24 protein-coding genes and 3 tRNA genes are annotated in these 26263 nt (G+C 54.3%); 9 read left to right on the top strand and 18 right to left on the bottom strand.

The window, feature by feature from the left end:
- Positions 1-7: 7 nt before the first annotated feature.
- The 3 genes from rlmF to sdhE form a co-directional block, all read right to left on the bottom strand.
- Positions 8-943: a 23S rRNA (adenine(1618)-N(6))-methyltransferase RlmF gene (gene rlmF, locus DMB82_RS03855; protein ID WP_116164244.1), complete on the bottom strand. Its 936-nt coding sequence runs from the start codon at positions 941-943 to the stop codon at positions 8-10.
- Positions 944-1011: 68 nt separating this feature from the next.
- Positions 1012-1386: a protein YgfX gene (locus DMB82_RS03850; RefSeq protein ID WP_226373417.1), complete on the bottom strand. Its 375-nt coding sequence runs from the start codon at positions 1384-1386 to the stop codon at positions 1012-1014.
- A gap of 19 nt (positions 1387-1405) precedes the next feature.
- Positions 1406-1672, bottom strand: a complete 267-nt coding sequence (gene sdhE / locus DMB82_RS03845) for an FAD assembly factor SdhE (RefSeq protein WP_005971623.1) — start codon at positions 1670-1672, stop codon at positions 1406-1408.
- A gap of 234 nt (positions 1673-1906) precedes the next feature.
- Between sdhE and ygfZ the strand changes: the two genes are divergently transcribed.
- A complete protein-coding gene (ygfZ, locus tag DMB82_RS03840; RefSeq protein WP_102118032.1) occupies positions 1907-2908 on the top strand; it encodes a tRNA-modifying protein YgfZ in 1002 nt (333 codons plus the stop codon).
- A 54-nt stretch (positions 2909-2962) separates the two neighbouring features.
- Here the strand turns inward: ygfZ and trhA are convergent, their stop codons facing one another.
- Positions 2963-3610, bottom strand: a complete 648-nt coding sequence (gene trhA / locus DMB82_RS03835; RefSeq protein WP_103183036.1) for a PAQR family membrane homeostasis protein TrhA — start codon at positions 3608-3610, stop codon at positions 2963-2965.
- A gap of 245 nt (positions 3611-3855) precedes the next feature.
- Between trhA and DMB82_RS03830 the strand changes: the two genes are divergently transcribed.
- From DMB82_RS03830 to DMB82_RS03820, 3 genes are all read left to right on the top strand, one after another.
- Positions 3856-4464 (top strand): HD domain-containing protein, encoded by a 609-nt coding sequence (locus tag DMB82_RS03830; protein WP_010301802.1) that lies wholly within the window; start codon positions 3856-3858, stop codon positions 4462-4464.
- Between the two features lie 54 nt (positions 4465-4518).
- Positions 4519-5523 (top strand): LacI family DNA-binding transcriptional regulator, encoded by a 1005-nt coding sequence (locus DMB82_RS03825; RefSeq protein ID WP_102118033.1) that lies wholly within the window; start codon positions 4519-4521, stop codon positions 5521-5523.
- Positions 5524-5732: 209 nt separating this feature from the next.
- The gene (locus DMB82_RS03820) at positions 5733-7877 is read left to right on the top strand and encodes an alpha-galactosidase (protein ID WP_116164242.1); all 2145 of its coding nucleotides are present in this window, start codon (positions 5733-5735) and stop codon (positions 7875-7877) included.
- A gap of 45 nt (positions 7878-7922) precedes the next feature.
- Here DMB82_RS03820 and DMB82_RS03815 read toward each other — a convergent pair whose 3' ends face one another.
- From DMB82_RS03815 to DMB82_RS03795, 5 genes are all read right to left on the bottom strand, one after another.
- Complete coding sequence (locus tag DMB82_RS03815) at positions 7923-9230, bottom strand: ABC transporter substrate-binding protein (RefSeq protein WP_116164240.1); 1308 nt, start codon at positions 9228-9230, stop codon at positions 7923-7925.
- The gene (locus DMB82_RS03810; RefSeq protein WP_116164238.1) at positions 9223-10311 is read right to left on the bottom strand and encodes an ABC transporter ATP-binding protein; all 1089 of its coding nucleotides are present in this window, start codon (positions 10309-10311) and stop codon (positions 9223-9225) included. Before DMB82_RS03810 ends, DMB82_RS03815 begins: the two co-directional genes overlap by 8 nt.
- Positions 10311-11135, bottom strand: a complete 825-nt coding sequence (locus DMB82_RS03805; protein WP_039282154.1) for a phosphodiesterase — start codon at positions 11133-11135, stop codon at positions 10311-10313. Before DMB82_RS03805 ends, DMB82_RS03810 begins: the two co-directional genes overlap by 1 nt.
- A 169-nt stretch (positions 11136-11304) precedes the next feature.
- Positions 11305-12225, bottom strand: coding sequence for a carbohydrate ABC transporter permease (locus DMB82_RS03800; protein WP_107332299.1), 921 nt, complete (start codon positions 12223-12225; stop codon positions 11305-11307).
- Positions 12215-13087, bottom strand: a complete 873-nt coding sequence (locus DMB82_RS03795; protein ID WP_102118038.1) for a carbohydrate ABC transporter permease — start codon at positions 13085-13087, stop codon at positions 12215-12217. The genes DMB82_RS03800 and DMB82_RS03795 overlap by 11 nt, the downstream gene beginning before the upstream one ends.
- Positions 13088-13324: 237 nt before the next feature.
- On the opposite strand from DMB82_RS03795, the gene DMB82_RS03790 reads away from it, so the two are divergent.
- Both DMB82_RS03790 and DMB82_RS03785 read left to right on the top strand, forming a co-directional pair.
- Positions 13325-13924 carry a hypothetical protein gene (locus DMB82_RS03790; RefSeq protein WP_116164236.1) on the top strand — a complete coding sequence of 200 codons (600 nt, stop codon included), beginning with the start codon at positions 13325-13327 and terminating at the stop codon, positions 13922-13924.
- Positions 13909-14328, top strand: a complete 420-nt coding sequence (locus DMB82_RS03785; RefSeq protein WP_116155168.1) for a type II toxin-antitoxin system YafO family toxin — start codon at positions 13909-13911, stop codon at positions 14326-14328. Before DMB82_RS03790 ends, DMB82_RS03785 begins: the two co-directional genes overlap by 16 nt.
- 107 nt (positions 14329-14435) lie before the next feature.
- On the opposite strand, the gene gcvP is transcribed toward DMB82_RS03785, so the two are convergent.
- The 3 genes from gcvP to gcvT all read right to left on the bottom strand — a co-directional run bounded on the left by gcvP (position 14436) and on the right by gcvT (position 18988).
- Entirely contained in the window at positions 14436-17306 is a 2871-nt protein-coding gene (gene gcvP, locus DMB82_RS03780; RefSeq protein ID WP_116164234.1) for an aminomethyl-transferring glycine dehydrogenase, read from the bottom strand.
- A gap of 114 nt (positions 17307-17420) precedes the next feature.
- Positions 17421-17813 carry a glycine cleavage system protein GcvH gene (gene gcvH, locus DMB82_RS03775; protein WP_102118042.1) on the bottom strand — a complete coding sequence of 131 codons (393 nt, stop codon included), beginning with the start codon at positions 17811-17813 and terminating at the stop codon, positions 17421-17423.
- Positions 17814-17872: 59 nt separating this feature from the next.
- Positions 17873-18988, bottom strand: a complete 1116-nt coding sequence (gene gcvT, locus DMB82_RS03770; protein ID WP_102118043.1) for a glycine cleavage system aminomethyltransferase GcvT — start codon at positions 18986-18988, stop codon at positions 17873-17875.
- Positions 18989-19550: 562 nt separating this feature from the next.
- On the opposite strand from gcvT, the gene fucO reads away from it, so the two are divergent.
- Positions 19551-20702: a lactaldehyde reductase gene (fucO, locus tag DMB82_RS03765; RefSeq protein WP_116164232.1), complete on the top strand. Its 1152-nt coding sequence runs from the start codon at positions 19551-19553 to the stop codon at positions 20700-20702.
- Positions 20703-20782: 80 nt separating this feature from the next.
- On the opposite strand, the gene alsS is transcribed toward fucO, so the two are convergent.
- Together alsS and budA are read right to left on the bottom strand one after the other, a co-directional pair.
- Positions 20783-22462, bottom strand: a complete 1680-nt coding sequence (gene alsS, locus DMB82_RS03760; RefSeq protein WP_102118045.1) for an acetolactate synthase AlsS — start codon at positions 22460-22462, stop codon at positions 20783-20785.
- Between the two features lie 21 nt (positions 22463-22483).
- On the bottom strand, positions 22484-23266 hold the full coding sequence (gene budA / locus DMB82_RS03755; RefSeq protein WP_116164230.1) for an acetolactate decarboxylase: 783 nt from the start codon (positions 23264-23266) through the stop codon (positions 22484-22486).
- Between the two features lie 129 nt (positions 23267-23395).
- Between budA and DMB82_RS03750 the strand changes: the two genes are divergently transcribed.
- Together DMB82_RS03750 and DMB82_RS03745 are read left to right on the top strand one after the other, a co-directional pair.
- Positions 23396-24298: a LysR family transcriptional regulator gene (locus DMB82_RS03750; RefSeq protein WP_102118047.1), complete on the top strand. Its 903-nt coding sequence runs from the start codon at positions 23396-23398 to the stop codon at positions 24296-24298.
- 106 nt (positions 24299-24404) lie between these two features.
- The gene (locus DMB82_RS03745) at positions 24405-24695 is read left to right on the top strand and encodes a DUF1435 domain-containing protein (RefSeq protein ID WP_029369019.1); all 291 of its coding nucleotides are present in this window, start codon (positions 24405-24407) and stop codon (positions 24693-24695) included.
- A gap of 140 nt (positions 24696-24835) precedes the next feature.
- Here DMB82_RS03745 and DMB82_RS03740 read toward each other — a convergent pair.
- The 4 genes from DMB82_RS03740 to DMB82_RS03725 form a co-directional block, all read right to left on the bottom strand.
- A tRNA-Leu gene (locus tag DMB82_RS03740) sits at positions 24836-24922 on the bottom strand.
- A 61-nt stretch (positions 24923-24983) separates the two neighbouring features.
- Positions 24984-25070, bottom strand: a tRNA-Leu gene (locus DMB82_RS03735).
- 79 nt (positions 25071-25149) lie between these two features.
- Positions 25150-25236, bottom strand: a tRNA-Leu gene (locus DMB82_RS03730).
- A gap of 103 nt (positions 25237-25339) precedes the next feature.
- Positions 25340-26245: a LysR family transcriptional regulator gene (locus DMB82_RS03725; protein ID WP_116164228.1), complete on the bottom strand. Its 906-nt coding sequence runs from the start codon at positions 26243-26245 to the stop codon at positions 25340-25342.
- Between the last annotated feature and the right edge of the window lie 18 nt (positions 26246-26263).

The following is a 26263-nucleotide window of genomic DNA, read 5'->3' as shown; positions in this document are numbered from 1 at the left end:
AAGTAGCCTAGCGCTTTTGTAACCAGCGGGTACGCGCCGCGGTATCAAGAAAGCTCCACGCGACAAAGCGGCTTTGCTTTTGGCCTTGCGCCATATCTATCGTTCTGACCTTCTCCGCATCAACCGCTTCCAGCGCACGATAAATCTCCGGCAGGTTCTCTTTGCGTGACACCAGCGACGTAAACCACAGGCACTGACGGGCGAAACCGGCGCTCTCTTTGATCATCTGACCAATAAAAGCGGACTCGCCACCTTCACACCACAGCTCATCCTGCTGGCCGCCAAAATTCAGCGGTGAGCGTTTATCCAGCCCCAGATTATGCAGTTTGCGCTGCGATCCCTGACGAGCATCCTCCGCAGACGCATGGAACGGCGGGTTACACATGACGGCATCAAACGTGTCGTTCTTGTGAATAATCCCTGCCAGGATCGCTTTGCTGTTCTTCTGACGACGCAGGCGAATCGACCGATTCAAGCCGGGGTTCGCCTCAATCGTCTCATTGGCTGCTTTCATCGCTTGCGGATTAATCTCGCTGCCGGTAAAGCGCCAGCCGTACTCGCGATGTCCAATCAGCGGATAGATGCAGTTGGCACCACAGCCGACATCCAGCACGGACGCATCGCGCAGCACCACCGAACGGTTATCTTCCGCCAGCAAGTCAGCCAGATGGTGGATATAATCGGCGCGGCCAGGAATTGGCGGGCACAGAAAGCCCTCTGGAATCGTCCAGTGCTCAATCTGATAAAAATGCTGCAACAACGCCTGATTCAGCGTTTTCACCGCCTCAGGATTGGCAAAGTCCACGGACTCATCACCGTAGGCATTTACCTTTACAAACGGGATCAGCGCAGGATAACTCTGTTTGAGCGCGGGAAAATCATAACGGTCGCGATGGCGATTACGAGGGTGCAGACCATTTTTTTGCACTGCGGGCTTAGTCATCAGTTATATCCAATCAATTTCAAAGCACGGCCAAACGATGACCGAATAAAAACATGTCCAACGCGCTGCTATCTTGCCCAGTGTTTCTGCTGCAAAAGAATTTGACGCAAGTGACGCCATTCGTCATCGCCCATGCTGTCCGACGCCAGCCACAGCTGTTGTTTGTCTTTACCGTTAACCGCTTGCAATGACAGCAATACGCCATTCTTCAGCAGCCACGGTCGTTTAACGATCTGCCATTCCTGCTGCCGCCAGTTCAGGGTCGTTTCGCTAAGCAGAACGATTTCCCCCTGTCGGGATTTGATATTCTTTTGGCTACGGATAAAACCGAACATCACCATCGTGACCAGGCATAGCCATAGCCACGCATAGCCGTCCGGCCACGGTGCCAGCAGAATGAGCAATACTAATAGGCCATGCACAACCAATGAAAGCAGCTGCATGCGCCAGGAAACGCGAAGGTCACATTGCCACTGGGCCACGATCTTTATTTCGCGTCTGAATTAGGGAAATCATGCGTTTCAGCTCTCCGTCCTCCGGTTCACCGTGGTTCATCAGCCAGTTGAATAAATCGGGATCGTCGCTTTGTAACAAGCGGACAAACGTGCGCTTATCCGTGTCATTAAGTGTGTCATAGTCATGCTCAAAAAACGGCATGATCGCGATATCCAATTCGCGCATACCACGGCGGCATGCCCAATGAATGCGTGATTTATTATCGATTTCCATATTTCATGTCCACCTTGTTATCGCTGCTTGCCGCTAGTGTACTCTGATTCCGGTAGCGGGTATCAACTAATAGTAACATTTTGACATAGTTTACTGGTGTGCGCCGCGCCGAGTGCGCTCATCAGCATCAGGATGTGCTATGCCATAACGCTCGTGAATAACCACTTGCAAACCCTGAGCGCTCTTTTACCATTAGGACATTCGGGTATCGCCCTTAGCGCAGGATTGTACTATATGGTTAATCAACATACGGCTCATCAACTTCCTTTTGCCTCACAGCCCCCATTGGCTTCCGCTCAACTAGCCGCTACGCTCATCTCTTTGGATGACTGGGCACTCGCCACGCTGGTCGGGCCGGATACCGTCAAATATCTTCAGGGGCAGGTCACCGCGGATGTCGGAGCGCTGCCTGACGATGGGCACATCCTTTGCGCCCACTGCGACGCGAAAGGAAAAATGTGGAGCAACCTGCGTCTGTTCCATCACGGCGAAGGCTTTGCGTTTATTGAGCGCCGTAATCTACGCGACGCCCAGCTTAGCGAACTGAAAAAATACGCCGTTTTCTCAAAAACGACCATCGCACCAGACGATAACACCCTCCTGCTGGGCGCAGCGGGTGCGGGCATCCGCGAGCTTCTGGCCTCTGTATTTAACCAGCTTCCGGACGCTGAACACCCTGTCGTGCAGCACGAAGGGGCTACCTTACTGCATTTTGCCCATCCTGCAGAACGTTTCTTGCTGGTACTGTCTCCTGAGCACAGTGCGTCGCTGCTTGAACAACTCGGCGATAAAGTCAGCCTGAATGACAGCCGCCAATGGCTGACGCTGGATATTGAAGCAGGTCAGCCCATCATTGACAGCGCAAACAGTGCACAGTTCATCCCGCAAGCGACTAATTTACAGGCATTAAATGGGATTAGTTTCAGCAAAGGGTGCTATACCGGTCAGGAAATGGTCGCTCGGGCAAAATATCGCGGAGCCAACAAGCGTGCACTTTACTGGCTGGCGGGTAAGGCAAATAAGGTGCCGCAAGCGGGGGACGATCTCGAATTGCAGCTCGGCGAGAACTGGCGTCGTACCGGTACGGTGTTGGCAGCCAGCCAATTGCAGAACGGTGATGTTTGGGTACAGGCGGTGCTGAATAACGATTTCACCGCAGAGAACGTCCTGCGCGTCCGTGACGATGCCGAAAGCCAGCTCACGGTTCAGCCTCTGCCGTATGAAATCACGGATTAATTCGACGAGTGATACCGCGCATGAGCCACCTTGGCTCATGCGTTTTATGCAGGCTTAGATATAAAGATAAATCGCCAGAAAGTGGCAGACGCTGCCGCCCAACACAAATCCGTGCCAAATCGCGTGATTATAGGGAATCCGCTTGCAGGCGTAGAAAATCACCCCCAGCGTGTACACCACGCCGCCCACCGCCAGCAGCGTCACGCTCCCCGCCGCCAGTTTCATCACCATCTGGTAAATCACCACCAGCGACAGCCAGCCCATCACCAGATAGGTAATTAACGACAGCACTTCAAAACGGTGAGCAAACGCCAGTTTGAAGATCACGCCCAGCAGCGCCATGCTCCAGATGACGACCATCAGACCATGCGCCAGCGGCGAATCCAGCCCTACCAGCAAAAACGGCGTATAGGTTCCGGCAATCAACAGATAGATGGCACAGTGGTCGAATTTCTTCAGCCACGGCTTAATACGCTGAGACGGAATCGCGTGATACAGCGTCGACGCCAGAAACAGCAGGATAATGCTGCTGCCATAGAGACTGTAGCTGGTAATCGCCACGCTGCCAGCGTCATTGTTGACTGCCTGCACCAGCAATAAAACCAGCCCCACAATCCCGAAAATCACACCGATTCCGTGGCTTATGCTGTTCGCAATTTCCTCTGCCAGAGAGTAATCCGACATTTGTTCATTTTTTGACATCAATCGATTCCGCAGTATTCGGCAATAATCCACGCTCTTGTGCAAAACGAAGCAAGCCTAGGTGTTTAACCTTTGAGCAGATTAACTGAGAATAGTTTCAGTGTACACGTGTAAGCTAAAATATTTACTTTCGTCTGACTTCCGGCTTTCCCTCTCACTTAGCCTGTAATCATGCATGTCAATCTCGGGCGACATCCCCTACAATGATCGACGTCGATATCTCCCTGTTTAGAGGTAAGTTTTTCATGTCATCTGCCCCATCTACTCTGAATTTCGGTTCCATGACCGATGTCTTCGGCTTTCTGATAGAAATCGATAAATTAAAAAGCGTACAGCGCCGCACCAAGATTATCGGCAGCGAACGTCACGAAGATTCTGCCGAACACAGCTGGCATTTTGCCGTCGCCGCGATGGCGCTGGCGCCTTATGCCGGTGAAGGCGTCGATATCCAGCGCGTGATCCAAATGGCGCTGATTCACGACATCGTTGAAATCGATGCGGGCGATGTGCTCGTTTACGATCTTTCCGCTCGTCTGGCGATTCACGATCAGGAAGTGGCTGCCGCCGCCCGCATCTTTGGCCTGCTGCCCGAGCCACAGCGTCAGCAATTCCACGATCTGTGGGAAGAGTATGAAGCCAACGAAACGCCCAGCGCCCAGTTCGCCATGATGCTCGATCGCGTCATGCCAATGCTGATGAATCTGTACAACGGCGGGCAAAGCTGGGTAGAAAACGGCATCCGTCTGGAACAGGTTCTTGACCGCGCCGAGTTCATCGCCACGATCAACCCAGAACTGTGGCAATACCTCCAGCAACATCTGGAAGACGCCAAAGCCAAGGGCTGGTTGCTATAATTCGGTTTTCTCGCTAGACGCCCCGCCGCCGGGCATGCACGTCAGGAGAGGGTGATGTCTTTAAAAACAATCGCGAATAACCTGGGTTTGTCCGTGGCGGCGGTGAGTCGTGCGCTGAACGGCCATCGGGATATCTCCGACGCCACGCGCCAGCGTATTCAGGAGGAAGCGGAACGTATTGGCTATCGCCCCAATACGCACGCACGCCGCCTGAAAATGGGCAAAAGCAACGCCGTCGGGCTGGTCTATCCCTATGCCTCTTCCCTGAGTAACGATATTTTTTTCGAGATGATTGGCGCGATCAGCCGCAAACTGGCACAGCATGAGGTCGATTTTCTCCTGCTGGCTGACGAGCAAGACGCCTGTCAGGGTGCCGCCCGGTTGATCGCCAGCCGCCGTATCGACGCGCTGATCGTGGCGCATACATGCGAGCAGGATGCACGACTGACGTTACTGCAACGTAACAACGTCCCGTTTCTGGCGCTGGGGCGCAGCCAGCTTCCTCACCCTTACGCCTGGTTCGATTTTGACAACCGTGCAGGCATGGCGTTGGCAACCGAACACCTGATCGCGCTCGGGCATCGCCGTATCGCCATGTTAAGCGAAGATCACCCGCAGGCGTTTATCATGCAGCGTCGTCAGGGCTATCACGATGCTCTGCAACACCACGGCCTGCCGTTTCACGACGCGTATCTGCGCTGTGTGAATCCCACGCGGCGCGCGGGCTATCAGGCCATGCTCGACCTTTTGGCGCTGCCTGAACCACCCACCGCGATGGTGATGGACGGCAATGTCCACGGCGATGGCGCAGTCGCCGCGTTGCAGCAGGCGGGGCGGCTTTCCGGTTCACACCCCATCGCATTAGTGATGTATGACGGCTTGCCGCAAGACAGCCTGACCGACATCACCGTGACCGCAATCGAACAGGCAACTCGCGAGCAGGTTGGCGAACAGATTGCCAGTATGATGCAGGCGCTGATCGCGGGCGAAGCCGTAGAAAACTTGCAGGTGTTGTGGCAGCCAACATTACGCCTCGGCAACACGAGCTTTCCTGCCTAATCTATTCCGTTATCGACCACGTTTAATAAAATCATCGGTTGGTTTGCTACGCCAACCGTCAGCGAGATGCCCTTCACAGCCTCATCGCAACCTTTTTCCATTTTCTAACGATTATTTTAACAACATCACATTTCTTAAACGTTTAAGTTGATGACTTAAACGTTTAAGTTTTCACTAAGATCCACTATTCGTAATTTGGAATCCTCCTCATGATGCGTGATATTGTTCAATTAACCAGCGCGCAGTGCGATGTCATCGTACGCTGCACCCCTGCGGCAGAAATTCTCTACTGGGGGCCACGGCTGCGCGGTTTTTCGCCAGAAGATATCGTTTCTCTGCAACGCCCCGTCGCTAATGGTCGTCTGGATGTGGATCTTCCTCTGACGCTGGCGATGGAATACGGGCGTGGTCAGTTCGGTTCGCCGGGTATTGAGGGGCACCATTCAGGCTATGATGCTGCGCCGATCTTCACGACGACGCAGACTGACGTTCAGGACAATACGCTCACCATCACGGCGGAAGATGCACAGGCTGGGCTTCGACTGATCAGCGAACTGCGTCTGGATCCGCAGACCGACGTCCTGCAACTGCGCCACACGCTAGAGAATCTGCGTGCGGATGCCTGGCAAGTGCAGCGCCTCGCCGTCACGCTACCTGTCCCAGAACGGGCGAGCGACATCATGGCGTTTCACGGCCGCTGGCTGCGCGAGTTTCAGACCCACCGCCTCACGTTGCAGCACGGCGGTTTTATTCAGGAAAGCCGTCGGGGAAGAAGCTCCCACGAGTATTTCCCCAGCTTTATCCTCGGCGAGTCCGCATTCAGCGAACAGCATGGCGCTGTCTGGGGCGTGCATTTAGGCTGGAGCGGCAACCACCGCCTGCGTGCCGATATCAAAACGGATGGCCGTCGCGTCATACAGGCAGAAGCCCTGTATCTGCCAGGTGAAATCACGCTGGCGCAGTCGGGATCCCTCACCACGCCGTGGGTCTACGCCGCCTTCTCCGATGCTGGTTTAAACGGCATGAGCCAGCGCTATCACACCTTCTTGCGCCAGTCCCTGATCCAATTCAGCGGCGATAAGCCGCGCCCGGTACACCTCAATACGTGGGAAGGGATCTATTTCGATCATGACCCCGAGTACATCATGCAGATGGCGAGCAAAGCCGCCGACGTCGGCGTAGAACGCTTCATTATCGATGACGGCTGGTTCCGTGGACGTCACCACGATCAAGCCGCGCTCGGCGACTGGTATCTGGACGAGGAAAAGTACCCTAACGGGCTGATGCCCGTGATTGAGCATGTCAAAGCCTTGGGGATGGAGTTCGGCATTTGGGTCGAACCAGAGATGATCAATCCCGATTCCGACCTGTTCCGCGCCCATCCAGACTGGGTGCTGCAATTACCCGGCTACGCGCAGCCAACGGGCCGCTACCAGTACGTACTGAATTTAAACCAGCCCGAGGCCTTCGCTTATCTGCTGGAGCGGCTGAGCTGGCTGTTGGGTGAGCATCCGATCGATTATGTGAAGTGGGATATGAACCGCGAACTGGTGCAACCCGGCCATGAAGGGCGTCTGGCCGCCGATGCGCAAACCCGACAGTTCTATCGTCTGCTCGATACCCTGCGCCAGCGTTTTCCCGATGTCGAATTTGAATCCTGTGCCTCCGGCGGCGGCCGCATCGACTACGGCGTGCTGGAGCGTACCCAGCGTTTCTGGGTGTCGGATAACAACGACGCATTGGAACGCCAGACTATCCAGCGCGGCATGAGCTACTTCTTCCCACCGGAGGTGATGGGGCAACACATCGGGCACGCCCGCTGCCACGCCACCTATCGGCGTCATACCATCGCCTTTCGCGGCCTGACCGCCCTGTTCGGCCACATGGGCATTGAGCTGGATCCCGTGAAGGCCGATGACGACGAGCTGGAAGGCTATCGCCACTACATCCAGTTGCACAAAACGCTGCGCCCGCTGCTGCACAGCGGCACCACCTGGCGGGTCGAGATGCCGGACGATACGGTGCAGGTCACCGGCGTGGTAAGCCACGATCGGCAGAACGCCGTTTTCCAGGTAGCCCAGTTGCGTATGCCGGCTTATTCGCTGGCGGGTACACTCCGCTTCCCCGGTCTGCTGCCCGACGCACGCTATGAAGTCACACTGCTGGACGGCCCAGAAATCAAAACGGTGCGAGAAGGCGGCGGCACCATGCGTGAGCTCCCGCCTTGGTTACGTCAACCGATCGTGGTTTCCGGTGATTGGCTGATGCAGGCCGGCCTTGCCCTGCCTGTCCTGACGCCAGAAACCGCCATTCTGGTCGCGCTTTCCGCGGTGATGAAGAGCACAGGCAACTAACATTACCGCGCCCCGTTGGTGTTAACCCGATGGGGCGCGATGTTACTATTTCACGTTCCGCAGCGCGGTTTTATCCACGTAAGGCTTCATGATGCCATCCGCTTCTTTTTGTGCGGCAGCGGCAGCATCCTCAACTTTTTTCGCCGGATCGTTTAACAGCGCCGCCAGCTGATTTTCCATCGCTTTGCGTACCGCGACCGTTTCATAGGTGGCGTACCACGGATGGGCATATTGCAGCTGTGAAAGCGCAATGGCCGCACGCGGATCTTTCGCCAGATAGTCTTTCATTTCCGGCAGATCGTAGGCCGCCATGCGCGGAGCGAAGTAGCCGGTAAAACGGCTCCAGTTGCCGCTGACTTCCGGGCTGACCAGATAGTTCATAAACTGCCAGGCTGCTTTCTTCTGATCTTCAGAAATCCCTTTGAAGCTCACCAGACTGGCCCCGCCGATGGTCACGCCACGACGCTCTTTTTCCGGCATCATCGCCACGCCAAGCTGGAAATCTTTGGTATTTTCCCGCATAAAGCCCAGCGCGCCGGTGCTCAGCATCGTCATGCCCAGCTTGCCGGAGAAAAACGCGGCGCTGATCTGTTTGGAATTCAGCACGCCAGCGGGCATCACTTTGTCGCGGTACACTAAGTCGCGCCAGAACTGGAGCGCGCCTTTGGTCGATGCGGTGTTGTAATACACTTCGCCCGGGTAGTCAGCATTGTAATACGCCCCGCCGTTGGCACGCGTCAGCGCAGACAGCAGCCAGCCGCCGTAGTCATCGTTCGTGGACGGAATCATGATGCCCCACTGTCCTTTCGCTGGGTCGGTCAGTTTCTTCGCGACCGCAATCACTTCATCCCAGTTTTTCGGCGGTTCGTTAAAGCCCGCCTTCTTCAGCATGTCTTCGTTGTAATAGAGGATCGGCGTCGAGTTGTGGAACGGGATCGCATAAGTCACGCCCATCACCTGCGCGTTCTGATGCAGCGCAGGCCAGAAGTTTTTGGTAAGGAAAGGCGTGGCTTTTTCATTACCGTATTTGAACAGCTCGTCCATCGGCAGGATTTCATCTTTTATGACTAGATCGGCGGTGAAGTTTGCCGACATAATCACCAGCGCCGGAGGATCGCCCGCTTTGGCGGCCGCTTCCGCTTTCACTTTGGTCGTATCGTAATTGCCGGTGAAGATCCCACGCACTTCAACCTGATCCTGCGATTGGTTGTACTCTTTGATGATGCGTGTCATTTCCATCGTCAGCTTGCCATCAACCGGCGCGGGAAACATAAAATCGATACTCTCTTTCGCCAGCGCGGGGCCAGACATCAGCAAGGCTATCGCCAACGCCATCATACGGGGCTTACGCATTTCTTTTCTCCTGGGATAAATTACGGGCGGTTTGCCCGGAAAACCAATGACAATCCTGCGGTGAAAAATGAAGCACAATGGATGCGCCGACATCCGGCACGCCATCGCGATTTGGCCGACGGTAGCGAATATTTCCCAACGGCGTATCCACATGAATCAGATACTCCGCGCCAAACAGCTCCCGTTGTTTCACTATTCCCGACAATGACAAATCGCCGTCTGACGCGGCGTGTTCGGTAATGTGCTCAGGGCGAATCCCGAGCAGCACACGGGTTAATGAACGCGTTTCTTCACTGACGGGCAGCGCCACAGGCAATGCCTGTAGAAATGCCTGCCCATCAGCACAAGGCAGCGTCACCATATTCATCGCGGGCGTGCCGATAAATCCGGCGACAAAGACATTTGCGGGGTGCGAATACAGCTGTTCCGGCGTGCCAACCTGTTGCAGCACGCCGCGATCCAGTACGGCGATTCTGTCCGCCATCGTCATCGCCTCAATCTGATCGTGCGTGACGTAAACGGTGGTTGTTTTCAACTGCCGATGCAGATCCATAATGCCGTCCCGCACATCGCTGCGCAGACGGGCATCCAGATTCGACAGCGGCTCATCCATCAAAAACAAGCACGGATCGCGCACGATCGCCCGCGCCATTGCTACGCGTTGACGCTGACCACCGGACAGTTTTCCCGGTTTGCGTTTGAGTAATGGCTCAAGCTGGAGCAGGCTGGCAACGCGCTGCACGCGCTGTGGATACTCCGCTTTCGGCTCACCGCGCATCCGCATCCCGAAAGTGATGTTTTGCTCGACGGTCAGGTGCGGAAACAGCGCGTAGTTCTGGAAGATCATCGAGAAATTGCGCTGCTTCGGGCTCCACGTCGTAATGTCATCGTCACCCAGCAGGATCTGCCCATCGCTCACGTCTTCCAGACCGGCCAGCATACGTAGCAGCGTACTTTTGCCGCAGCCGGACGGCCCGACCAGCACCAGAAACTCACCGTCAGCGATATCCAGCGACAGCGACGCCAGAGCCTGCATGTGCTCGAAGCGTTTACTGATATTACGTAACTGAATCACGGCCATTAGGCATCCACCGGACAGCTGATACGCGGATCGTAGAGGTAAGGCCCGGGGTACGACGCGATCGACTGGCTGTAGCTCACCAGCCCGGTTACCGGCACATAGCGGTGCATGACTACGCTGGCAGGTTCCAGGTTGTAGTACGACGTATCGTCATAGTAGAAATACGGTACCTGATGGACGGTCCCCGGCACCGTGGCAATAATCGCCTGCCGATGCTGCGTCATAATCAGGCGGTGCGTATGGCCGCAGAAGATCCGCGTAAGCTGCGGGAAACGTTCGATCAGCGTCAGCAGCTCGCTCCCATTTTCGCAGGCGATCCGATCCATGTGCGCCGATCCCAGCGGGAGCGGTGGATGGTGCATGAAGATCGCCGTTTCGCGCGTTGAGTGATCCTGCAATTGCTGTTCCAACCAACCCAGCGTGGATGGCGTCAGCCAGCCTTTCGCCTGTCCAGCCAGACTGGTGTCGATGAACAGAAGCCGCATCGGGAAGTCATCCACCGCATAGCGGATATTCTCGGGATCATCGCCTAACTGCGGGCAAAGCGGGCGCATCGCGTTGAGGAAATGCTGCTTGTCATCATGATTGCCCGGAATCACGTACATCGGGTAATCCAGCATCTGTAACACGCGCTGTGCCACCTGATACTCCTGCGGGCTTCCGCAGTTGACGATGTCGCCGCTAATCACCACCGCGTCCGGCCGCTCGTTCAGCGCGTTTAGCTGGTTAATGACCTTGGCGTTTTCACCGTTAATATCAATAAATTCATAGAGCTTGCGCCCCTCACTGCGAAAATGCAGATCGGAAATCTGTGCCAGCAACATAATAACCACCTCTCTCGTTATTTCGCCCGTTGGTGAACGCCGATCGTTTAAGGATCGAGATACACGGGGCGACCACAGGGGTGAGGCATCCCTGCGGGCACCTCCCCCTGTGTTTCCCCTAACAACGGGCTTAAGTAACCGGTATTACCCGCATTAACCCATTAGCGATTCACTTAATGCCCGAGAAGCCGAAGCTGCTCAGGAACTGCTTCTGGAACACCACAAAAGCCACCATCAGCGGCAAGCACACCAGCAGCGTGCCCGCGCAGATCAATCCCCACTGCCCGCCGGACTCTGCGCCCATCGCAAACGACACCAGCCCGATGGTCAGCACCTGTTTGTCGGGATCGTTGAGCACCATCAGCGGCCAGAGATATTCGTTCCAGTGGTAGGTAATGCTGACCGTGGCGAAGGCCAGAATCGACGGCCAGGTCATCGGAATCAGGACGTGAAACACCACTTGCCACCAGCGACAGCCTTCCATCAACGCAGCTTCTTCGATCTCTTTGGCGATATTGAGAAACGCCTGACGCATCAGGAACACGCCAAACGCCGAGGCGAAATACGGCATCATTACGCCGGTCAGCGTATTGAGCAGGCCGAGCTGTTTGAGCGTCATCATGTTCGGCACCATCATGACGACGGGCATGATCATCATTTGAATCAGCAGCAGGTAGAACAGCAGCGTTTTGCCGCGGAACTCGTGATAGGCAAAGATGTAGCCCGCCGTGGTGATCGTCACCAGCTGTACCAGAAACGTGCCGACCGCAAAGAAAAGCGTATTGGTGTAAAGCCGTAGCCAGTCGGCGCTGTCCCACGCGTCGCGGAAGTTATCGAGCGTCAGCGGGAGACGCGGCAGCAGCGAGGCCATGTCTACGCCAAAGCTGCTGGTGCTGACGGAAGCAGACAGCATCCAGATAAACGGGCTGACCCACAGTAGCGCGGCGCAAATCAGCAGCAGCGGCAGTGTGAACCGCGTCGTGACGCGCAGCGGATGGCGATTGGCAACGCGGCGGTTTGCAACATGCCGAACGTTAACGCTTAAGTTCTCAACATTCGGGTGATCAACGCTCGGATTTTCAACGTTCATAGTGCGCCCCTTTCTCCAGCACTTTCAGATTCATAATGGAAAAGGCGAACAGCATCGCCAGCGTCAGGAAGGTGGCCGCAGAGGCTTTGCCCAGATCGTGCGTGTCATTCGCCAGATCCTGGATGTAATAGAGCAGCACGGTCGTCGCGTTATTCGGCCCGCCGCGTGTCATGACGGCAACGTGGTCGATCTGGGTAATGGCGTAGATAAAAGCGATGGTGACCACAAAGGCGATGGTTGGCCGCAGCAGCGGCAGCGTGACGTAGAAAAATACCTGACGCCGGGAAGCTCCTTCCATCAGCGCCGCCTCGCGTGCGGAGGCGGAAACGGCTTGCAGGCCGGCAAGAAAAAACAGCATGTAGTAGCCAGCGAATTTCCAGATACCAATGACGCTCACCGCCACCAGCGCGCTGTCACTCATGCCGAGATAGTTGTTGTTCATCGGGCCGAACACTTTCGCCAGATAGTAATCCAGCAGCCCCAGTCCCGGCATAAAGATGAACAACCACAGCGTCGCGGCGCTCACCAGCGGAATAATCATCGGAAAGAAGAAAGCAGTGCGCAGCCAGCGGTTAACGCGCGTGTTTTCCCACAGCAGCACCGCCAACAACAGCGCCAGCAGGACACCGGGCACCACCGTCATCAGGATATACAGCACGTTGTTCAGCAAGGCTTGCCAAAACACGGCGTCCTGTACCAGACGCACAAAATTATCCATCCCGACGAACAGCGGCGTATCGGCATTCAGCCGAGTGTCATACAGGCTATCGATAACCGAGCGCAACAGAGGGAAATAGGTGAAGGCAAGCAAAAAACCCAGCGTCGGCAACAGCACAAGATAGGGAAAGCATTTTGCACGCATAACTCAAAGGCCGTTCAGTGTGAAACACAGAGGCCTTACCCTAGAACGCTAGCGTGTCAGTGGGGCGTCAGTTTAATGACAGTTTGTTTTCGGGTAGGGAAAATATGCCTGCGAATGATTTATCTCCGTTTTGGCAGGCGATTTGCGGGAAGGCTCGAAGTCCCGAAAAATACGGCTGGGAAGAGTGACTCACTTTGCTGTATCATTTTTAACCTGTAGAATGATAAGGAATCAATCATGCTAGGGCTTGAAGCTATGGCTATCGTCAACCAAGGGCCGGATAAGATAGAGAGCGTTTTCAATAACGTATCTCAGCCTATTGAACGATCCCTATCTGACTTTGACAGAAGTCACGGGAATTCTATCTCGAAAAAACAAGCCTCCAATGCACTGAAAGTTATCTACAGAGTCATGGCCCCCGTTGAAAGAAGCTGTGAGAAATATAAAGAGTTTATCGATATTCTTAGCAATGGAACTGATGAGAACATTGCGGCACTAGACATTCAGCGCAGTGACATCGACAAGCTAAACGATCAGGTTAATCAAATAGATCATGGCATAACGAGGCTTCTTTATACCTTCTTTGTTGCCGAAAATAATAAAGCGTGGCTGCCACATCTCACCACGCTTATGACAATGAAAAACCACGCGATCAACACGTTCATTGAATACAAGAAGTTGACTATGGCTTTAGCTACTCTCGGCACTCAGTTTCTTCCTCTTGAATACGAAGAAGCAGAGGAATTTAGTGATGAAGAATTAGCTGCTTTCAAAAAGTCAGTTGAAGACAGCCACAAAAGACTTGGCATGGAGCCGCCAGTATGGAAAACCGCGTAAGCATTATTGTTGATGCCGCCGCAGGTCAATTAGAAAATTTCTTTGCTAAAGCATTAGCAAATTATAAAAATAACGGCAAAGTCTCTGCATATCTTGGAAAGATAGGGGGCTTTGAACGTTCACCTCAATCAACCCTTTCTGGGATTTACAAATCTCATATTCGTATTCCAGGAGAAGAGACTCCTTGGCCGGCATCACAGCCTCTTCATCGCAGAGTAAGCGATAATTTTTTAGTGTTTGCGATACACAATATCCATCCCCTGCATATTCAAGTGATTGCGATTATTAAGCCAGATGGTCATGAAAAAATTAAGAAGCTATTGCCTACTATTATAAAAATAACGGAAAGCAAATTTCAGTCTCTAAATGAAAGACAGCTTAATTCACTCTCTTATTATAAATAAGAGAGGCTGAATATTGAGGAATGATTGAATAAACCAAAAATCCCTTCTGGTATCAGTTTACAATTCTCCGCAGAACCAAATAAATTTAGGGTATAGACATTATCTAATTAATACTCGCTCATCGGCACACACGAGCAGAACAGGTTACGGTCGCCGTACACATCGTCCAGACGCTTCACGCTCGGCCAGTATTTGTGTTCGCTGCCTGCTGGGAATACTGCCAGCTCGCGGCTGTACGGATGCGTCCAGTCGGCCACCAGCTCCGCCTGCGTATGCGGTGCGTTAACCAGCGGATTGTCATCCAGCGGCCATTCTCCCTGCGCGACACTGTTGATTTCTGTGCGGATCGCCAGCATCGCATCAATAAAACGATCGATCTCGACCTGACTTTCCGATTCCGTTGGTTCCACCATCAGCGTGCCCGCGACGGGGAATGACATGGTCGGCGCATGGAAACCATAGTCGATCAGGCGTTTGGCGATATCCATTTCGCTAATGCCGGTGCTCTCTTTAAGCGGACGAATATCCAGAATGCACTCGTGCGCCACGCGACCGTCACGGCCGGTGTAAAGCACCGGATAGGCCTGCTGCAAGCGGGTCGCGATGTAGTTGGCGTTCAGGATCGCCATCTGGCTAGCCTGTTTCAGCCCTTCTGCCCCCATCATACGGATGTACATCCAGCTAATCGGCAGAATAGACGCACTGCCGAACGGTGCCGCAGAGACCGCGCCCTGCGCCGTCAGTACACCCTCAATTTTTACCACCTGATGACCCGGCACAAACGGTGCCAGATGGGCTTTCACGCCAATTGGCCCCATGCCCGGTCCGCCGCCGCCGTGTGGAATACAGAACGTTTTATGCAGGTTCAGGTGCGAGACGTCTGCACCAATGTAGCCCGGCGTCGTGATGCCAACCTGCGCGTTCATGTTCGCGCCGTCCAGATACACCTGACCGCCATATTGATGCACGACCTGGCACACTTCGCGGATCGTCTCTTCATAGACGCCGTGAGTGGATGGATAGGTCACCATGATGCAGGAAAGCTGTTCGCCCGCCGCCTGCGCTTTCTCACGCAGATCGTGCAGATCGATATTGCCCTGTTTGTCACAGGCGACCACCACCACGTCCATCCCCGCCATCTGCGCCGATGCTGGGTTCGTACCGTGGGCAGAGCTAGGAATCAGGCAGAGATGACGGCCAGCCTCATTGCGGCTTTCATGATAGCGACGGATCGCCAGCAGCCCCGCGTATTCACCCTGCGCACCCGAATTGGGCTGCATGCAAATCGCGTCATAGCCCGTCAGTTGCACCAGCCAGCCTGATAGCTGTTCGATCATCTGGCGATAACCCAGCGCCTGTTCCGGCGGGCAGAATGGATGCAGTTCGGCAAACTCCGGCCAGGTAATCGGCAGCATTTCCGCCGCCGCGTTGAGCTTCATGGTGCAGGAACCGAGCGGGATCATCGCCTGATTCAACGCCAGATCTTTACGTGCCAGACGGTGCAGGTAGCGCATCATCTCGGTTTCGCTGTGATAGCGGTTGAACACCGGATGCGATAGGATCGCGTCGTGGCGTGCCAGCCCAGCCGGGATCGTTGCCGCTTTCTGGCCGATGGCCGCATCAAGCGCGTCGATATCCAACCCGTGATCGTCACCTAGCAGAACCGCGAACAGCGCCAGCACGTCTTCACGCGTGGTCGCTTCATCCAGCGTGATGCCTACCGCACTCGCCAAATCGCTTCGTAGGTTGATGCCGAAACGTAATGCTCGGCTCAGCACTGCCTCTTTGTCCGCGACCTCAATAGTCAACGTGTCGAACCAACTGCGATGGCGCAGCAGCAGCCCGCCCTGCGTTAACCCCACTGCCAGAATATCGGTCAGACGATGGATGCGCCCAGCGATACGTTTCAGACCTTCCGGCCCATGGAATACCGCATACATCCCCGCAATGTTGGCCAGCAACACCTGCGAGGTACAAATATTGGAGTTCGCCTTCTCGCGGCGAATGTGCTGTTCGCGCGTCTGCATCGCCATACGCAGCGCAGTATTGCCCGCCGCATCGCGCGACACGCCGATGATACGGCCCGGCATCGCACGTTTATGTTCATCACGGCAGGCGAAGAACGCCGCGTGTGGCCCGCCGTAGCCCATCGGTACGCCAAAGCGCTGTGCGGAGCCGAAGACGATATCCGCGCCCTGCTTGCCCGGCGCGCTCAGCAGTACCAGCGCCATAATATCCGACGCCACGCAACTGACGACCTTACGTGCTTTCAGTGCCGCCATCAGGTCGCTGTAATCGTGCAGTTCACCCGTCGTCCCTGCCTGTTGCAGCAACACGCCAAACACCGCATCGTCTTTCAGCGCGTCTTCCGCCTTACCGACAACAATTTCAAAACCGAAAGTTTCCGCACGGGTACGCACCACGTCCAGCGTTTGCGGATGCACGTCGGCGGCGACGAAGAAACGTTCAGCCTGTTTGAGTTTGCTGATGCGCTTCGCCATCGCCATTGCTTCCGCCGCAGCGGTTGCTTCATCCAGCAACGAGGCAGAGGCCAAATCCAGACCAGTTAAATCCTGTGTGACCTGCTGAAAATTCAGCAGCGCTTCAAGACGCCCCTGGGAGACTTCCGGCTGATACGGCGTATAGGCGGTGTACCAGCCTGGGTTTTCTAGCAGGTTGCGTAAAATCACCGGCGGCATCAGCACCGCGCTATAGCCCATGCCGATGTAGCTTTTATAACATTGATTGCGTCCTGCAATGGCCTTCAGCTCAGCTAACGCTTCATGTTCCGTCACCGCCTCTCCCACCGCTGGCGGGCTGGGCAATTGAATGTCCACTGGGACAATCTGGCGGATCAGCGCATCCAGCGACGTCGCGCCCACCACTGACAACATGTGCTGCTGTTGGCTAACGGAAGGACCGATATGGCGCTCGATAAACGCGCCGTCATATTCGAGTTGACTGAGTGTCTGGGTCATTACAGTAATTTCCTGGATCAATCGTGCCTGTATCAATCGTGATAGCTGCCGCGCTGAAAGACGACGCGGGTGAATAAAATAAAACGCCCCAGCATAGAGGCCGGGGCGCGATAACTATTCGTCTTCTTCTAACGACACCTGATAGCCTTCGGCATCAAGCAGTTCGTCCAAATCAGACTCATCAGAAATTCTGATGCGGAACAGCCAGCCATCGGTATAAGGCGCGCTGTTGACCAACTCAGGGGCGGTTTCCAGATCGTCGTTAACTTCCACGATCTCACCGCTGATGGGCGCATAAATATCAGACGCCGCTTTTACCGACTCCGCCACTGCGCAGTCATCACCTGCGGCGACGACCGTGCCCACTTCCGGTAAATCGATAAAGACCATGTCACCCAGAAGTTCCTGCGCGTGTTCGGTAATGCCCACGCTGTAGATACCGTCGCCCTCATGCAGCACCCATTCGTGCGACGTGGTGTATTTTAATTCTGTTGGTACGTTGATCATTGCATCCCCTTTCCTAAAGTCGTTAATCCTATGCGCTTATCTTTATAGACAAGCGGCTATTAATACTGAACGATGGCTTTTCCAGCACGGACAAAACCGGGTTTGGTCACGTGAACAGGCAGTTCGCGGTAACGAATCTGCACCATCGCCTGCTCACCAATCCCCACCGGAACACGCGCCAGCGCGATGCTCACGCCAAGCGTCGGCGAGAACGATCCGCTGGTGATGACCCCTTCTCGCATCACGCCATCACTATCAGTAAAGCGCACAGGTAAATCATTGCGCAATACGCCTTTTTCCGTCAGCACTAAACCAACCAGTTGATCGGTCCCTTTTTCACGCTGATGCGTTAATGCTTCACGCCCGATAAACTCGCGATCCTCCGGCTGCCAGGCGATTGTCCAGCCCATATTGGCGGCCAGCGGCGAAATGCCCTCATCCATATCCTGACCGTACAGGTTCATCCCCGCTTCAAGCCGCAGCGTATCGCGTGCGCCCAGTCCGCATGGCTTCACACCAACGGCCAGCAGTTGTTGCCAGAAATCGACCACCTGTTCATTCGGCAGCGCGATTTCATAACCGGCTTCGCCCGTATAACCTGTTGTGGCAACGAAGAAGTCACCTGCCTGCTTGCCAAAAAACGGCTTCATGCTGGCGACAGCAGCCACGTCTGCATCACTCAGGCCTTTTGCCTTCAGGAGTTTTTGCACTTTTTCCTGCGCCTGCGGGCCTTGCACCGCAACCAGCGCCAGATCGTCGCGCTCGCGGATTTCAACCCCGAACGGTGCAGCGTGCTGCCCGATCCAGGCGAGATCTTTTTCACGGGTCGCGGAATTCACAACCAGTCGGAAATGGTCTTCCGTGAGAAAGTAAACGATCAGATCGTCAATGACGCCGCCGGAGGCATTCAGCATGCCGGTATACAGGGCTTTGCCCGACTGTGTGAGTTTGGCGACATCATTCGCCAGTAGATAGCGCAGGAATTCACGCGTTCTCACGCCGTGCAAATCGACGATGGTCATGTGGGAGACATCAAAAATGCCGGCTTCCCGACGCACAATGTGGTGCTCATCCAGTTGGGAACCGTAATGCAGCGGCATCATCCAGCCGTGAAAATCCACCATTTTGGCACCATCGGCCAGATGTTGTTGGTACAACGGGGTCTGCTTTGCCATTCTTCATCCCTCTTCAGCGCATGGCGTTCAGGCGATAAAACACACTGCGCAAACGATATCTTATGATTGAACTTACCACTGACGCGCAGGTTAAACCACTCTCTCAGGCATAAGATAAATTATATAGAAGACAAAGAAAGTCGAGCCGCCCACAAAAAATAAAGCAGCGTAATATTCTTAATAATTAACAAAAATAAGCACGTAAATTATTTAAATCAGCGTAAACCACAAATTAATGACATTAAAAATGGATAACGCAGGCATTGGCACCCAACCGAAAACACCATTCGGATTAGATAATGTAATGATAAAAACAAACCTAAATTAGATTTTTTCAATCAAAAACCAACAACGACTCCCAACCTGACTCCCTCCCTTCCGCCATCATCATCACGATTCTGTGAACCGTTTCTCAGGCGTCTTTACCTCAGTGCCAGCAAACAAGGTGACATGGCACCTGGCGGAAGGCGCTGAGAACCGATTTATCCCACACTAATAGCAAGGAATTGCGCGACATGCATTTTTCGCTTTATCAAAATCAAACGTGATTAGGAGATAGATGATGGCTAACAGAATGATCCTTAACGAAACGTCCTACTTTGGTACGGGCGCGATTGCCCACATTGTCGATGAAGTGAGGCGGCGGGGATTCAAAAAAGCGCTGCTGGTGACGGACAAGGATTTGGTTAAATTTGGCGTCGCGACCAACGTCACGGCGAAACTGGATGAGGCAGGCTTACCCTACGATATCTACGATGAAGTGATTCCCAACCCAACCATCGCCGTGGTGGAAAGGGGCGTCGAGCGCTTCAAGGCATCACAGGCCGATTATCTGATCGCAGTTGGCGGCGGCTCACCGCAGGATACCTGTAAGGCTATCGGGATTATTATCAATAACCCTGAATTCGCCGATGTCCGCAGCCTGGAAGGCGTTGCCGCCACCCGACGCCCTGCCGTCCCGATTATTGCGATCCCGACCACCTCCGGCACGGCCGCAGAAGTCACCATCAACTATGTCATCACCGATGAAGAAAAACGCCGCAAATTCGTATGTGTCGATCCGCATGATATTCCGATTGTCGCCATCGTCGATCCCGATATGATGATGAGTATGCCTGCCTCGCTGAAAGCCGCTACGGGGATTGACGCGCTGACGCACGCCATTGAGGGTTTCACCACCAAAGCCGCTTGGGAACTGACCGATACGCTGCATCTGAAGGCCATTGAGATTATCAGCCGTTCACTACGCGACTCCGTTGCTGGGAAGCCGAAAGGCGTGGAAGAGATGGCGCTGGGGCAATACATCGCCGGCATGGGGTTTTCGAACGTTGGGCTTGGGCTGGTACACGGCATGGCGCACCCGCTCGGCGCGTTTTACAACACCCCGCACGGCGTTGCTAACGCGATCCTGCTGCCGCATATCATGGCCTACAACGCGGATTATACGGGTGAAAAATTCCGAGACATCGCCGTGGCAATGGGGGTAAAAGGCGCGGCTGAGATGCCGATAGCCCAAGTGCGGGAAGCCGCGATTAACGCCGTGCGGCAGCTTTCCCACGATGTGGATATTCCACCGAGACTGCGTGATGTCGGAGTAAGAGAAGAGGATATTCCAGCACTGGCACAGGCTGCCTTTGACGATGTGTGCACCGGCGGCAACCCGCGCGATACGAATATCGATGAGATTAACGCGCTGTATCAGTCGATTTATTAACGCGTTATAGCAAGGCTCTGTTTTGTGCCCGCCATCGTTACTAAGCGGGCACAAATAAGCGGGCACAAAATTGATACAAACTAAATCAGCACGCTAATATTCAGATTCTCCATCAACCAATGGTTATCGGAATAATCAACGGGGATGGCAATCACCGCGGGGCCGTCGACGTCCATCGCCTGACGGAGTTTGCTGACCAGTTCATCCGCAGATTCAACGGCAAACCCTTTCGCGCCGAATGCTTCCGCATACGCTTTGAAGTCAATCGGCCCAAACGACACGCCCGCCGGACGATGGTATTTGTGCCGCTGCTGAATTTCCACCATGTTGTAGCCGTTATCCACCCAGATGATATGCAGAAGATTGCTTTTCAGACGCACCGCCGTTTCCAGCTCCATACTGGACTGCATAAACCCGCCGTCGCCGGAAACAGACACCACTTTTTTGCCGGGCTGCACCAGCGATGCGGCGATTGCCCACGGTAGCGCCACGCCCATCGTCTGCTGACCGTTGGTCATCAAAATCTGTCGTGCCCGGAAGCTATACAGGTAACGCGCCAGCCAGATGTGGAAACTCCCCATATCCACACACAGCGTGACATCCTCATTCACGATATCCTGCATCGCCCGTACCAGACGCAGAGGGTGGATCGCAAATCCCGCCATGTTGATGGCGCGCGTACTGAGATCGTGGCGCTGGCGCTGACGATCCCGCAACACGGACTGTGTATCAGTAGACAAGATAAACGGTTCACTGATGCAGGCATTCAGCGTGTCCACCGTCATTGCGATATTCCCAAGCAGCTCGATATCGGGACGATAAGCGCTGTCGATCTCCGCTCGCAGCACATCGATGTGGATCAGCGTCGCCTTGCCGCTATTCCATAACACCGGATCGTACTCAATCGGGCTGTAACCTACGGTAACGATCACATCCGCCTGTTGCAGCAGCTTATCGCCAGCCTGATTGTTGAATAATCCGACACGTCCGGCAAAGTGATCGAACTGCTGCTGATCGATCACACCAGCAGCCTGATACGTGCTGGTCACGGGCAGTTTGCTATGGTGAAGGAAACGACGCAGTGCCTGCGCATTTTCCTGCTGGCTGGCCATTAACCCGAGCAGCAGCACCGGATTTTTAGCCTGCCGCAGCCGTTTGGCCGCTTCGGCAATGTCGCTATGCGGCGCGCCGTTTAGCAACGGCAAGTTCGGACACGCCAGCACCGGGCTAGTGACCGGTTCATTGACGATATCCTGCGGCAGGCTGACAAACGCCGCCCCCGGACGCCCGCTCTCTGCCGCCCGAAAAGCATTCGCCAGCACTTCCGATATGGCGGAAGAAGCCGTAATTTCCGCACTGAATTTACTGACCGGCTGAAACAGGCTGACGGTGTCCAGACTCTGGTGCGTCAGCTTAAGTTTATCTGCCCGCTTAACCGCCCCGCCTAGCGCCACTACCGCATCTCCCTCTGCGGTTGCCGTTGCCAATCCGGTGACGAGGTTGGAACAACCGGGGCCGGATGTCACCAGCGTCACTCCTGCTTTCCCCGTGAGGCGCCCTATCGCCGCCGCCATAAACGCGCCGTTCGCCTCATGCCGTACTGGGATCGTTTGGATCGTCGAGTCTTCCAGCTCATCAAACACACGATCAATTTTTGCGCCGGGAATACCAAAAATATGCTTCACGCCCTGCGCTTCCAGGTGTTTTACAATCAGCTCGGCTCCGCTGCTCCAGCTTTGCTGTTCGGTGGACTTTTCCATGACATGACTCCGATGAAATGACTAGCTCTCTACTGACTGGATTACGCTGTTGAGGTTTTCTGAGGACAGGTCGGCATTGAGAAACTCCCGATCCTGAGGCAGATCGATGATCAGTTTGGCAATCACACCAAACGTCAGCGTGCCCTGCTCGACGTCATAATTCAGAATATGACCGCCGCCCTGGCGATCGTCAGTAATGAAATGTTCGTGGTAACCCGCGACATTCATTCCCTGAGTGTAAGCTGGACTACGAAAACCAATAACGCTGCCGCTACGGTGTTCAAAATGAAATGTTGGTTGCCCTTCAATCGCTTCCTGCATCGGTTTATAAGGTCGGCACTGTCGGGGGACGGTACGCGTTTCAATGCAGCGAAAACGCCCATCAATCCGCAAGGCACAGAACAGATTATCCGTTCCCACGATCTCATCGATCTGACGATGTACGTCTTCACGCGAGGTCCAGCGATCAAAACGGATCGTTTCCGTCGGGCGAAAGAACGTCATGACCGCAAACGGCGTTTTCTGCTCCGGCTTCGCCGCCCGTGCGCTGCCGTCGGATAACAGCTGGAAAATCTGGCTATTCAAGGCAACCAGTTCCCCGTCCAAACTATTAAATGTTCCTAATCCAAAGTCACCATGCTCCAGTAATTCAGCCATCGTTCGGCTGCCTTCGTATACACCATTTATTAGTCCACTCATTAATGAGGTTTGATAAATAACGCTGTCTGCATGCTGTCGCCAAAAATCATGGGCGTAGCTAACAAAGGATTCTTCACAGGATTGTTCACTGACATTCGTTTTCATACCGTCCTTCTCACCGCACCAATTACTTAAATAACGCTAATATTTAGATAAAGATTGACGCGTGAGAGAACAAAATTCCAATATGCAATTAAGGTCATTTCAAGATCGGAAACATATGGAGTCACGTAAATGGAGCTACGTTATCTGCGCTATTTTGTCGCCGTTGCACAAGCTAAGCATTTCACGCGTGCGGCGGAAAATCTGGGGATGTCACAGCCGCCTCTCAGCCAGCAGATCAAGAAATTCGAGCAGGAGATCGGTACACCGCTGTTCAAGCGACTGACGCGCGGCGTAGAAATGACCGAGGCGGGACAAGCGCTGTATGAAGATGCACGTCAGATTTTGCAGCTTACCGATTCGGCCATCGCGCGGACAAGAAGCATTGCGCGGGGTGAGAAAGGTAGCCTGAACGTGGGGTTTTCGCCGTCGGCCATGTTCCACCCAACCGTGCTTGCGCTGCTGCATCGTTACTGTCAGCAGCATCCACACGTTCAGCCGCTGCCAAAGGAGGAAAATCCGGCAGCGCTTATCACTGCGCTGCAAGAACGTAATATCGACATCGCCTTTCTGCGTTTACCTTGCGATCTCAGTGATGAGATTAACGGGGAAATTTTGGCCGAAGAGCCGATGAAGCTGGTGTTACCCGCAGGACACGTGCTTAGCCATAAAACGCAGGTTTCACTCAGCGAACTGCGTCAGGAACCGCTGATTATTTTCCCACGCGAGGTGTGTCCAGGGCTACACGACATGATAATCCGCACTTGCTATCTGTCAGGCTATGGCCCCAGACCTAGCCCCTTTGCTCCGCAGTTAACGGCCACTATCGGGATGGTCGCCGCAGGCTTCGGCATCACGCTTGTGCCGGAATCTCTCGCTTGTATTAAGGCGGATAATGTGACCTATCATGATATCGGTATGCCCGAAATCCATACACAAATTGCGGCTATCTGGCGCAAACATGAGCGATCGCCCGCTATCGTGAATATGATCTACCTGATACGCCAGCATTTGAGCACTCAACATCCCGATTAACGCGCCTAGGTAGAAAATTCCAACAATCTGCTCGTCAAAAAGCTAGTAATTGATATAAATTCTTATATGATATTAGTTATCATTATCATTTTTGACGGGTGGAAAAATGCTGACAGCAATGATCACAGCCTGCGGGCTATGGGGGGTGAGTTGGTGTATGGGGAAGCATCTGTCCAGCGCCTGGGGCGTGTTACTGCCTTGTGCCATCATGCCGCTATTGGCGCTGCTCAACCTGAATCTGACGCATCTAAAAGTGATTATCGCCATCGCCCTGCTGGCGACGCTTGTCATGCTGTTTCATCAACGTTTACGCCACTATTTACTGCTGCCATCCTGCATTGCGCTGGCTGGCGGTTTGGCGGCGCTGTCCGTCACGTTTAATCTCACGACGCTGTAAATGTACGTGGATGTAGATAAGTAAACGAGAAAGAGTGCACAACTCAGAATGGTAAATAATCGCGAAAAAGCGGCATAGCCAGAAACGGGATGAAAGAGAATAAACAGGGAAGAAAATCAGGAAGATACAGAGGGAATCTGTGGTGCGAAGAGAGGGACTTGAACCCTCACGTCCGTAAGGACACTAACACCTGAAGCTAGCGCGTCTACCAATTCCGCCACCTTCGCACTGAGAATGTTGTTTGTCTTATGCAGTAAACCTATCTTACACGCTAAATCTATCACGACATGGTGCGAAGAGAGGGACTTGAACCCTCACGTCCGTAAGAACACTAACACCTGAAGCTAGCGCGTCTACCAATTCCGCCACCTTCGCAATTCTGTCATGTAATAACTATGTCATGCGACACTGATTTACTGCTTCGGTTCGACAAACCAGAACCGTGTAGTGATGTTGGTGCGAAGAGAGGGACTTGAACCCTCACGTCCGTAAGAACACTAACACCTGAAGCTAGCGCGTCTACCAATTCCGCCACCTTCGCAACACTGCTTTACGCAATATCACTACGGGGCCGAATTCTAGAGGTTTTCACGTTCACGTCAATGATTATTTCCTCTGGAATGCGGGGTTTGCTGCAAAAATCATCATCTCGCTGCGGCGTTGCGCGTAAAGAGCTCATCGAGCCATTCAATGAACACACGAATCCGTGGCGCGAGAAAACGACCGGGCGCATACATCACATAAAGCGGCATCGCGGGCGGCGGCATTTCCGGCAGGATCTCCACCAGTTCCCCACTTTCCAGAAATGGGCGCAGGCCGCGACGCGGTGCCTGAATAATCCCCAATCCGGCACGCGCGCTGGCGATGTAGGCATCGGTGCCGTTAACCTGCAACGCACCGGGCAGCATACGCGTAATGCACTCATCACCCGACATGAATTCCAGCGGATAACGGTATTCGGTACGCAGAGAGAAATAGCCGACCATCTGATGCCCCGACAGCTCATCAAGCGAACGCGGCACACCGTAGCGCGCCAGATAGTCGGCCGACGCACAGGTAATCTGCGGCATTGATGGCAAATGGCGGGTTGCCAGCGTTTCGTCGTCCGTCTGCCAGGCGCGCAGCACACAATCGACGCCTTCACGCAGCACATTAATCGCCGCATCATTGGCGCTCAGCATTAGCGTTACCTGCGGATAACGCGCGTAGAACTCGCCCAGCGCCGGAACGACGATCTCCCGCGCCAGCGAGTGCGGCATATCCACCCGCACTTTGCCAATAGGCTGCTGCTTTTGCTGCGTGAACAGCGTGTCGATTTCTTCTATTTCCACGAGCAATTGCAGACAGCGTTCATAATAAACGCGCCCTTCGTCGGTGATCTGCACCTGACGAGTCGTACGTTGCAGCAAACGAACTCCCAGCCGTGCTTCAAGCTGTTTGATGGTGTTGCTTACCGTCGCGCGTGGCAGCGTCAGTCGCTCCGCCGCGCGGCTAAAGCTGCCCAGTTCGACAATACGCACAAAAACCCGCATCGCCTGAATGTGATCCATCGCCGCCACCATTGTTGG

The organism is Pectobacterium aquaticum, assembly GCF_003382565.3.
Classification (GTDB): Bacteria; Pseudomonadota; Gammaproteobacteria; order Enterobacterales; family Enterobacteriaceae; genus Pectobacterium; species Pectobacterium aquaticum.
Note: the sequence above shows the minus strand (reverse complement) of the source record. Positions and strands in the feature narration are given on the sequence as shown.

Coding starts and splice junctions, on each gene's coding strand:
- alsS (WP_102118045.1), bottom strand. CDS start 22,462: ATGGAAAAGTCCACCGAACAGCAAAGCTGGAGCAGCGGAGCCGAGCTG.
- DMB82_RS03745 (WP_029369019.1), top strand. CDS start 24,405: ATGCTGACAGCAATGATCACAGCCTGCGGGCTATGGGGGGTGAGTTGG.
- DMB82_RS03785 (WP_116155168.1), top strand. CDS start 13,909: ATGGAAAACCGCGTAAGCATTATTGTTGATGCCGCCGCAGGTCAATTA.
- rlmF (WP_116164244.1), bottom strand. CDS start 943: ATGACTAAGCCCGCAGTGCAAAAAAATGGTCTGCACCCTCGTAATCGC.
- gcvP (WP_116164234.1), bottom strand. CDS start 17,306: ATGACCCAGACACTCAGTCAACTCGAATATGACGGCGCGTTTATCGAG.
- gcvT (WP_102118043.1), bottom strand. CDS start 18,988: ATGGCAAAGCAGACCCCGTTGTACCAACAACATCTGGCCGATGGTGCC.
- DMB82_RS03850 (WP_226373417.1), bottom strand. CDS start 1,386: ATGCAGCTGCTTTCATTGGTTGTGCATGGCCTATTAGTATTGCTCATT.
- DMB82_RS03725 (WP_116164228.1), bottom strand. CDS start 26,245: ATGGATCACATTCAGGCGATGCGGGTTTTTGTGCGTATTGTCGAACTG.
- DMB82_RS03820 (WP_116164242.1), top strand. CDS start 5,733: ATGATGCGTGATATTGTTCAATTAACCAGCGCGCAGTGCGATGTCATC.
- DMB82_RS03815 (WP_116164240.1), bottom strand. CDS start 9,230: ATGCGTAAGCCCCGTATGATGGCGTTGGCGATAGCCTTGCTGATGTCT.
- DMB82_RS03825 (WP_102118033.1), top strand. CDS start 4,519: ATGTCTTTAAAAACAATCGCGAATAACCTGGGTTTGTCCGTGGCGGCG.
- gcvH (WP_102118042.1), bottom strand. CDS start 17,813: ATGATCAACGTACCAACAGAATTAAAATACACCACGTCGCACGAATGG.
- DMB82_RS03800 (WP_107332299.1), bottom strand. CDS start 12,225: ATGAACGTTGAAAATCCGAGCGTTGATCACCCGAATGTTGAGAACTTA.
- sdhE (WP_005971623.1), bottom strand. CDS start 1,672: ATGGAAATCGATAATAAATCACGCATTCATTGGGCATGCCGCCGTGGT.
- DMB82_RS03795 (WP_102118038.1), bottom strand. CDS start 13,087: ATGCGTGCAAAATGCTTTCCCTATCTTGTGCTGTTGCCGACGCTGGGT.
- fucO (WP_116164232.1), top strand. CDS start 19,551: ATGGCTAACAGAATGATCCTTAACGAAACGTCCTACTTTGGTACGGGC.
- DMB82_RS03790 (WP_116164236.1), top strand. CDS start 13,325: ATGCTAGGGCTTGAAGCTATGGCTATCGTCAACCAAGGGCCGGATAAG.
- DMB82_RS03830 (WP_010301802.1), top strand. CDS start 3,856: ATGTCATCTGCCCCATCTACTCTGAATTTCGGTTCCATGACCGATGTC.
- DMB82_RS03805 (WP_039282154.1), bottom strand. CDS start 11,135: ATGTTGCTGGCACAGATTTCCGATCTGCATTTTCGCAGTGAGGGGCGC.
- trhA (WP_103183036.1), bottom strand. CDS start 3,610: ATGTCAAAAAATGAACAAATGTCGGATTACTCTCTGGCAGAGGAAATT.
- budA (WP_116164230.1), bottom strand. CDS start 23,266: ATGAAAACGAATGTCAGTGAACAATCCTGTGAAGAATCCTTTGTTAGC.
- DMB82_RS03750 (WP_102118047.1), top strand. CDS start 23,396: ATGGAGCTACGTTATCTGCGCTATTTTGTCGCCGTTGCACAAGCTAAG.
- ygfZ (WP_102118032.1), top strand. CDS start 1,907: ATGGTTAATCAACATACGGCTCATCAACTTCCTTTTGCCTCACAGCCC.
- DMB82_RS03810 (WP_116164238.1), bottom strand. CDS start 10,311: ATGGCCGTGATTCAGTTACGTAATATCAGTAAACGCTTCGAGCACATG.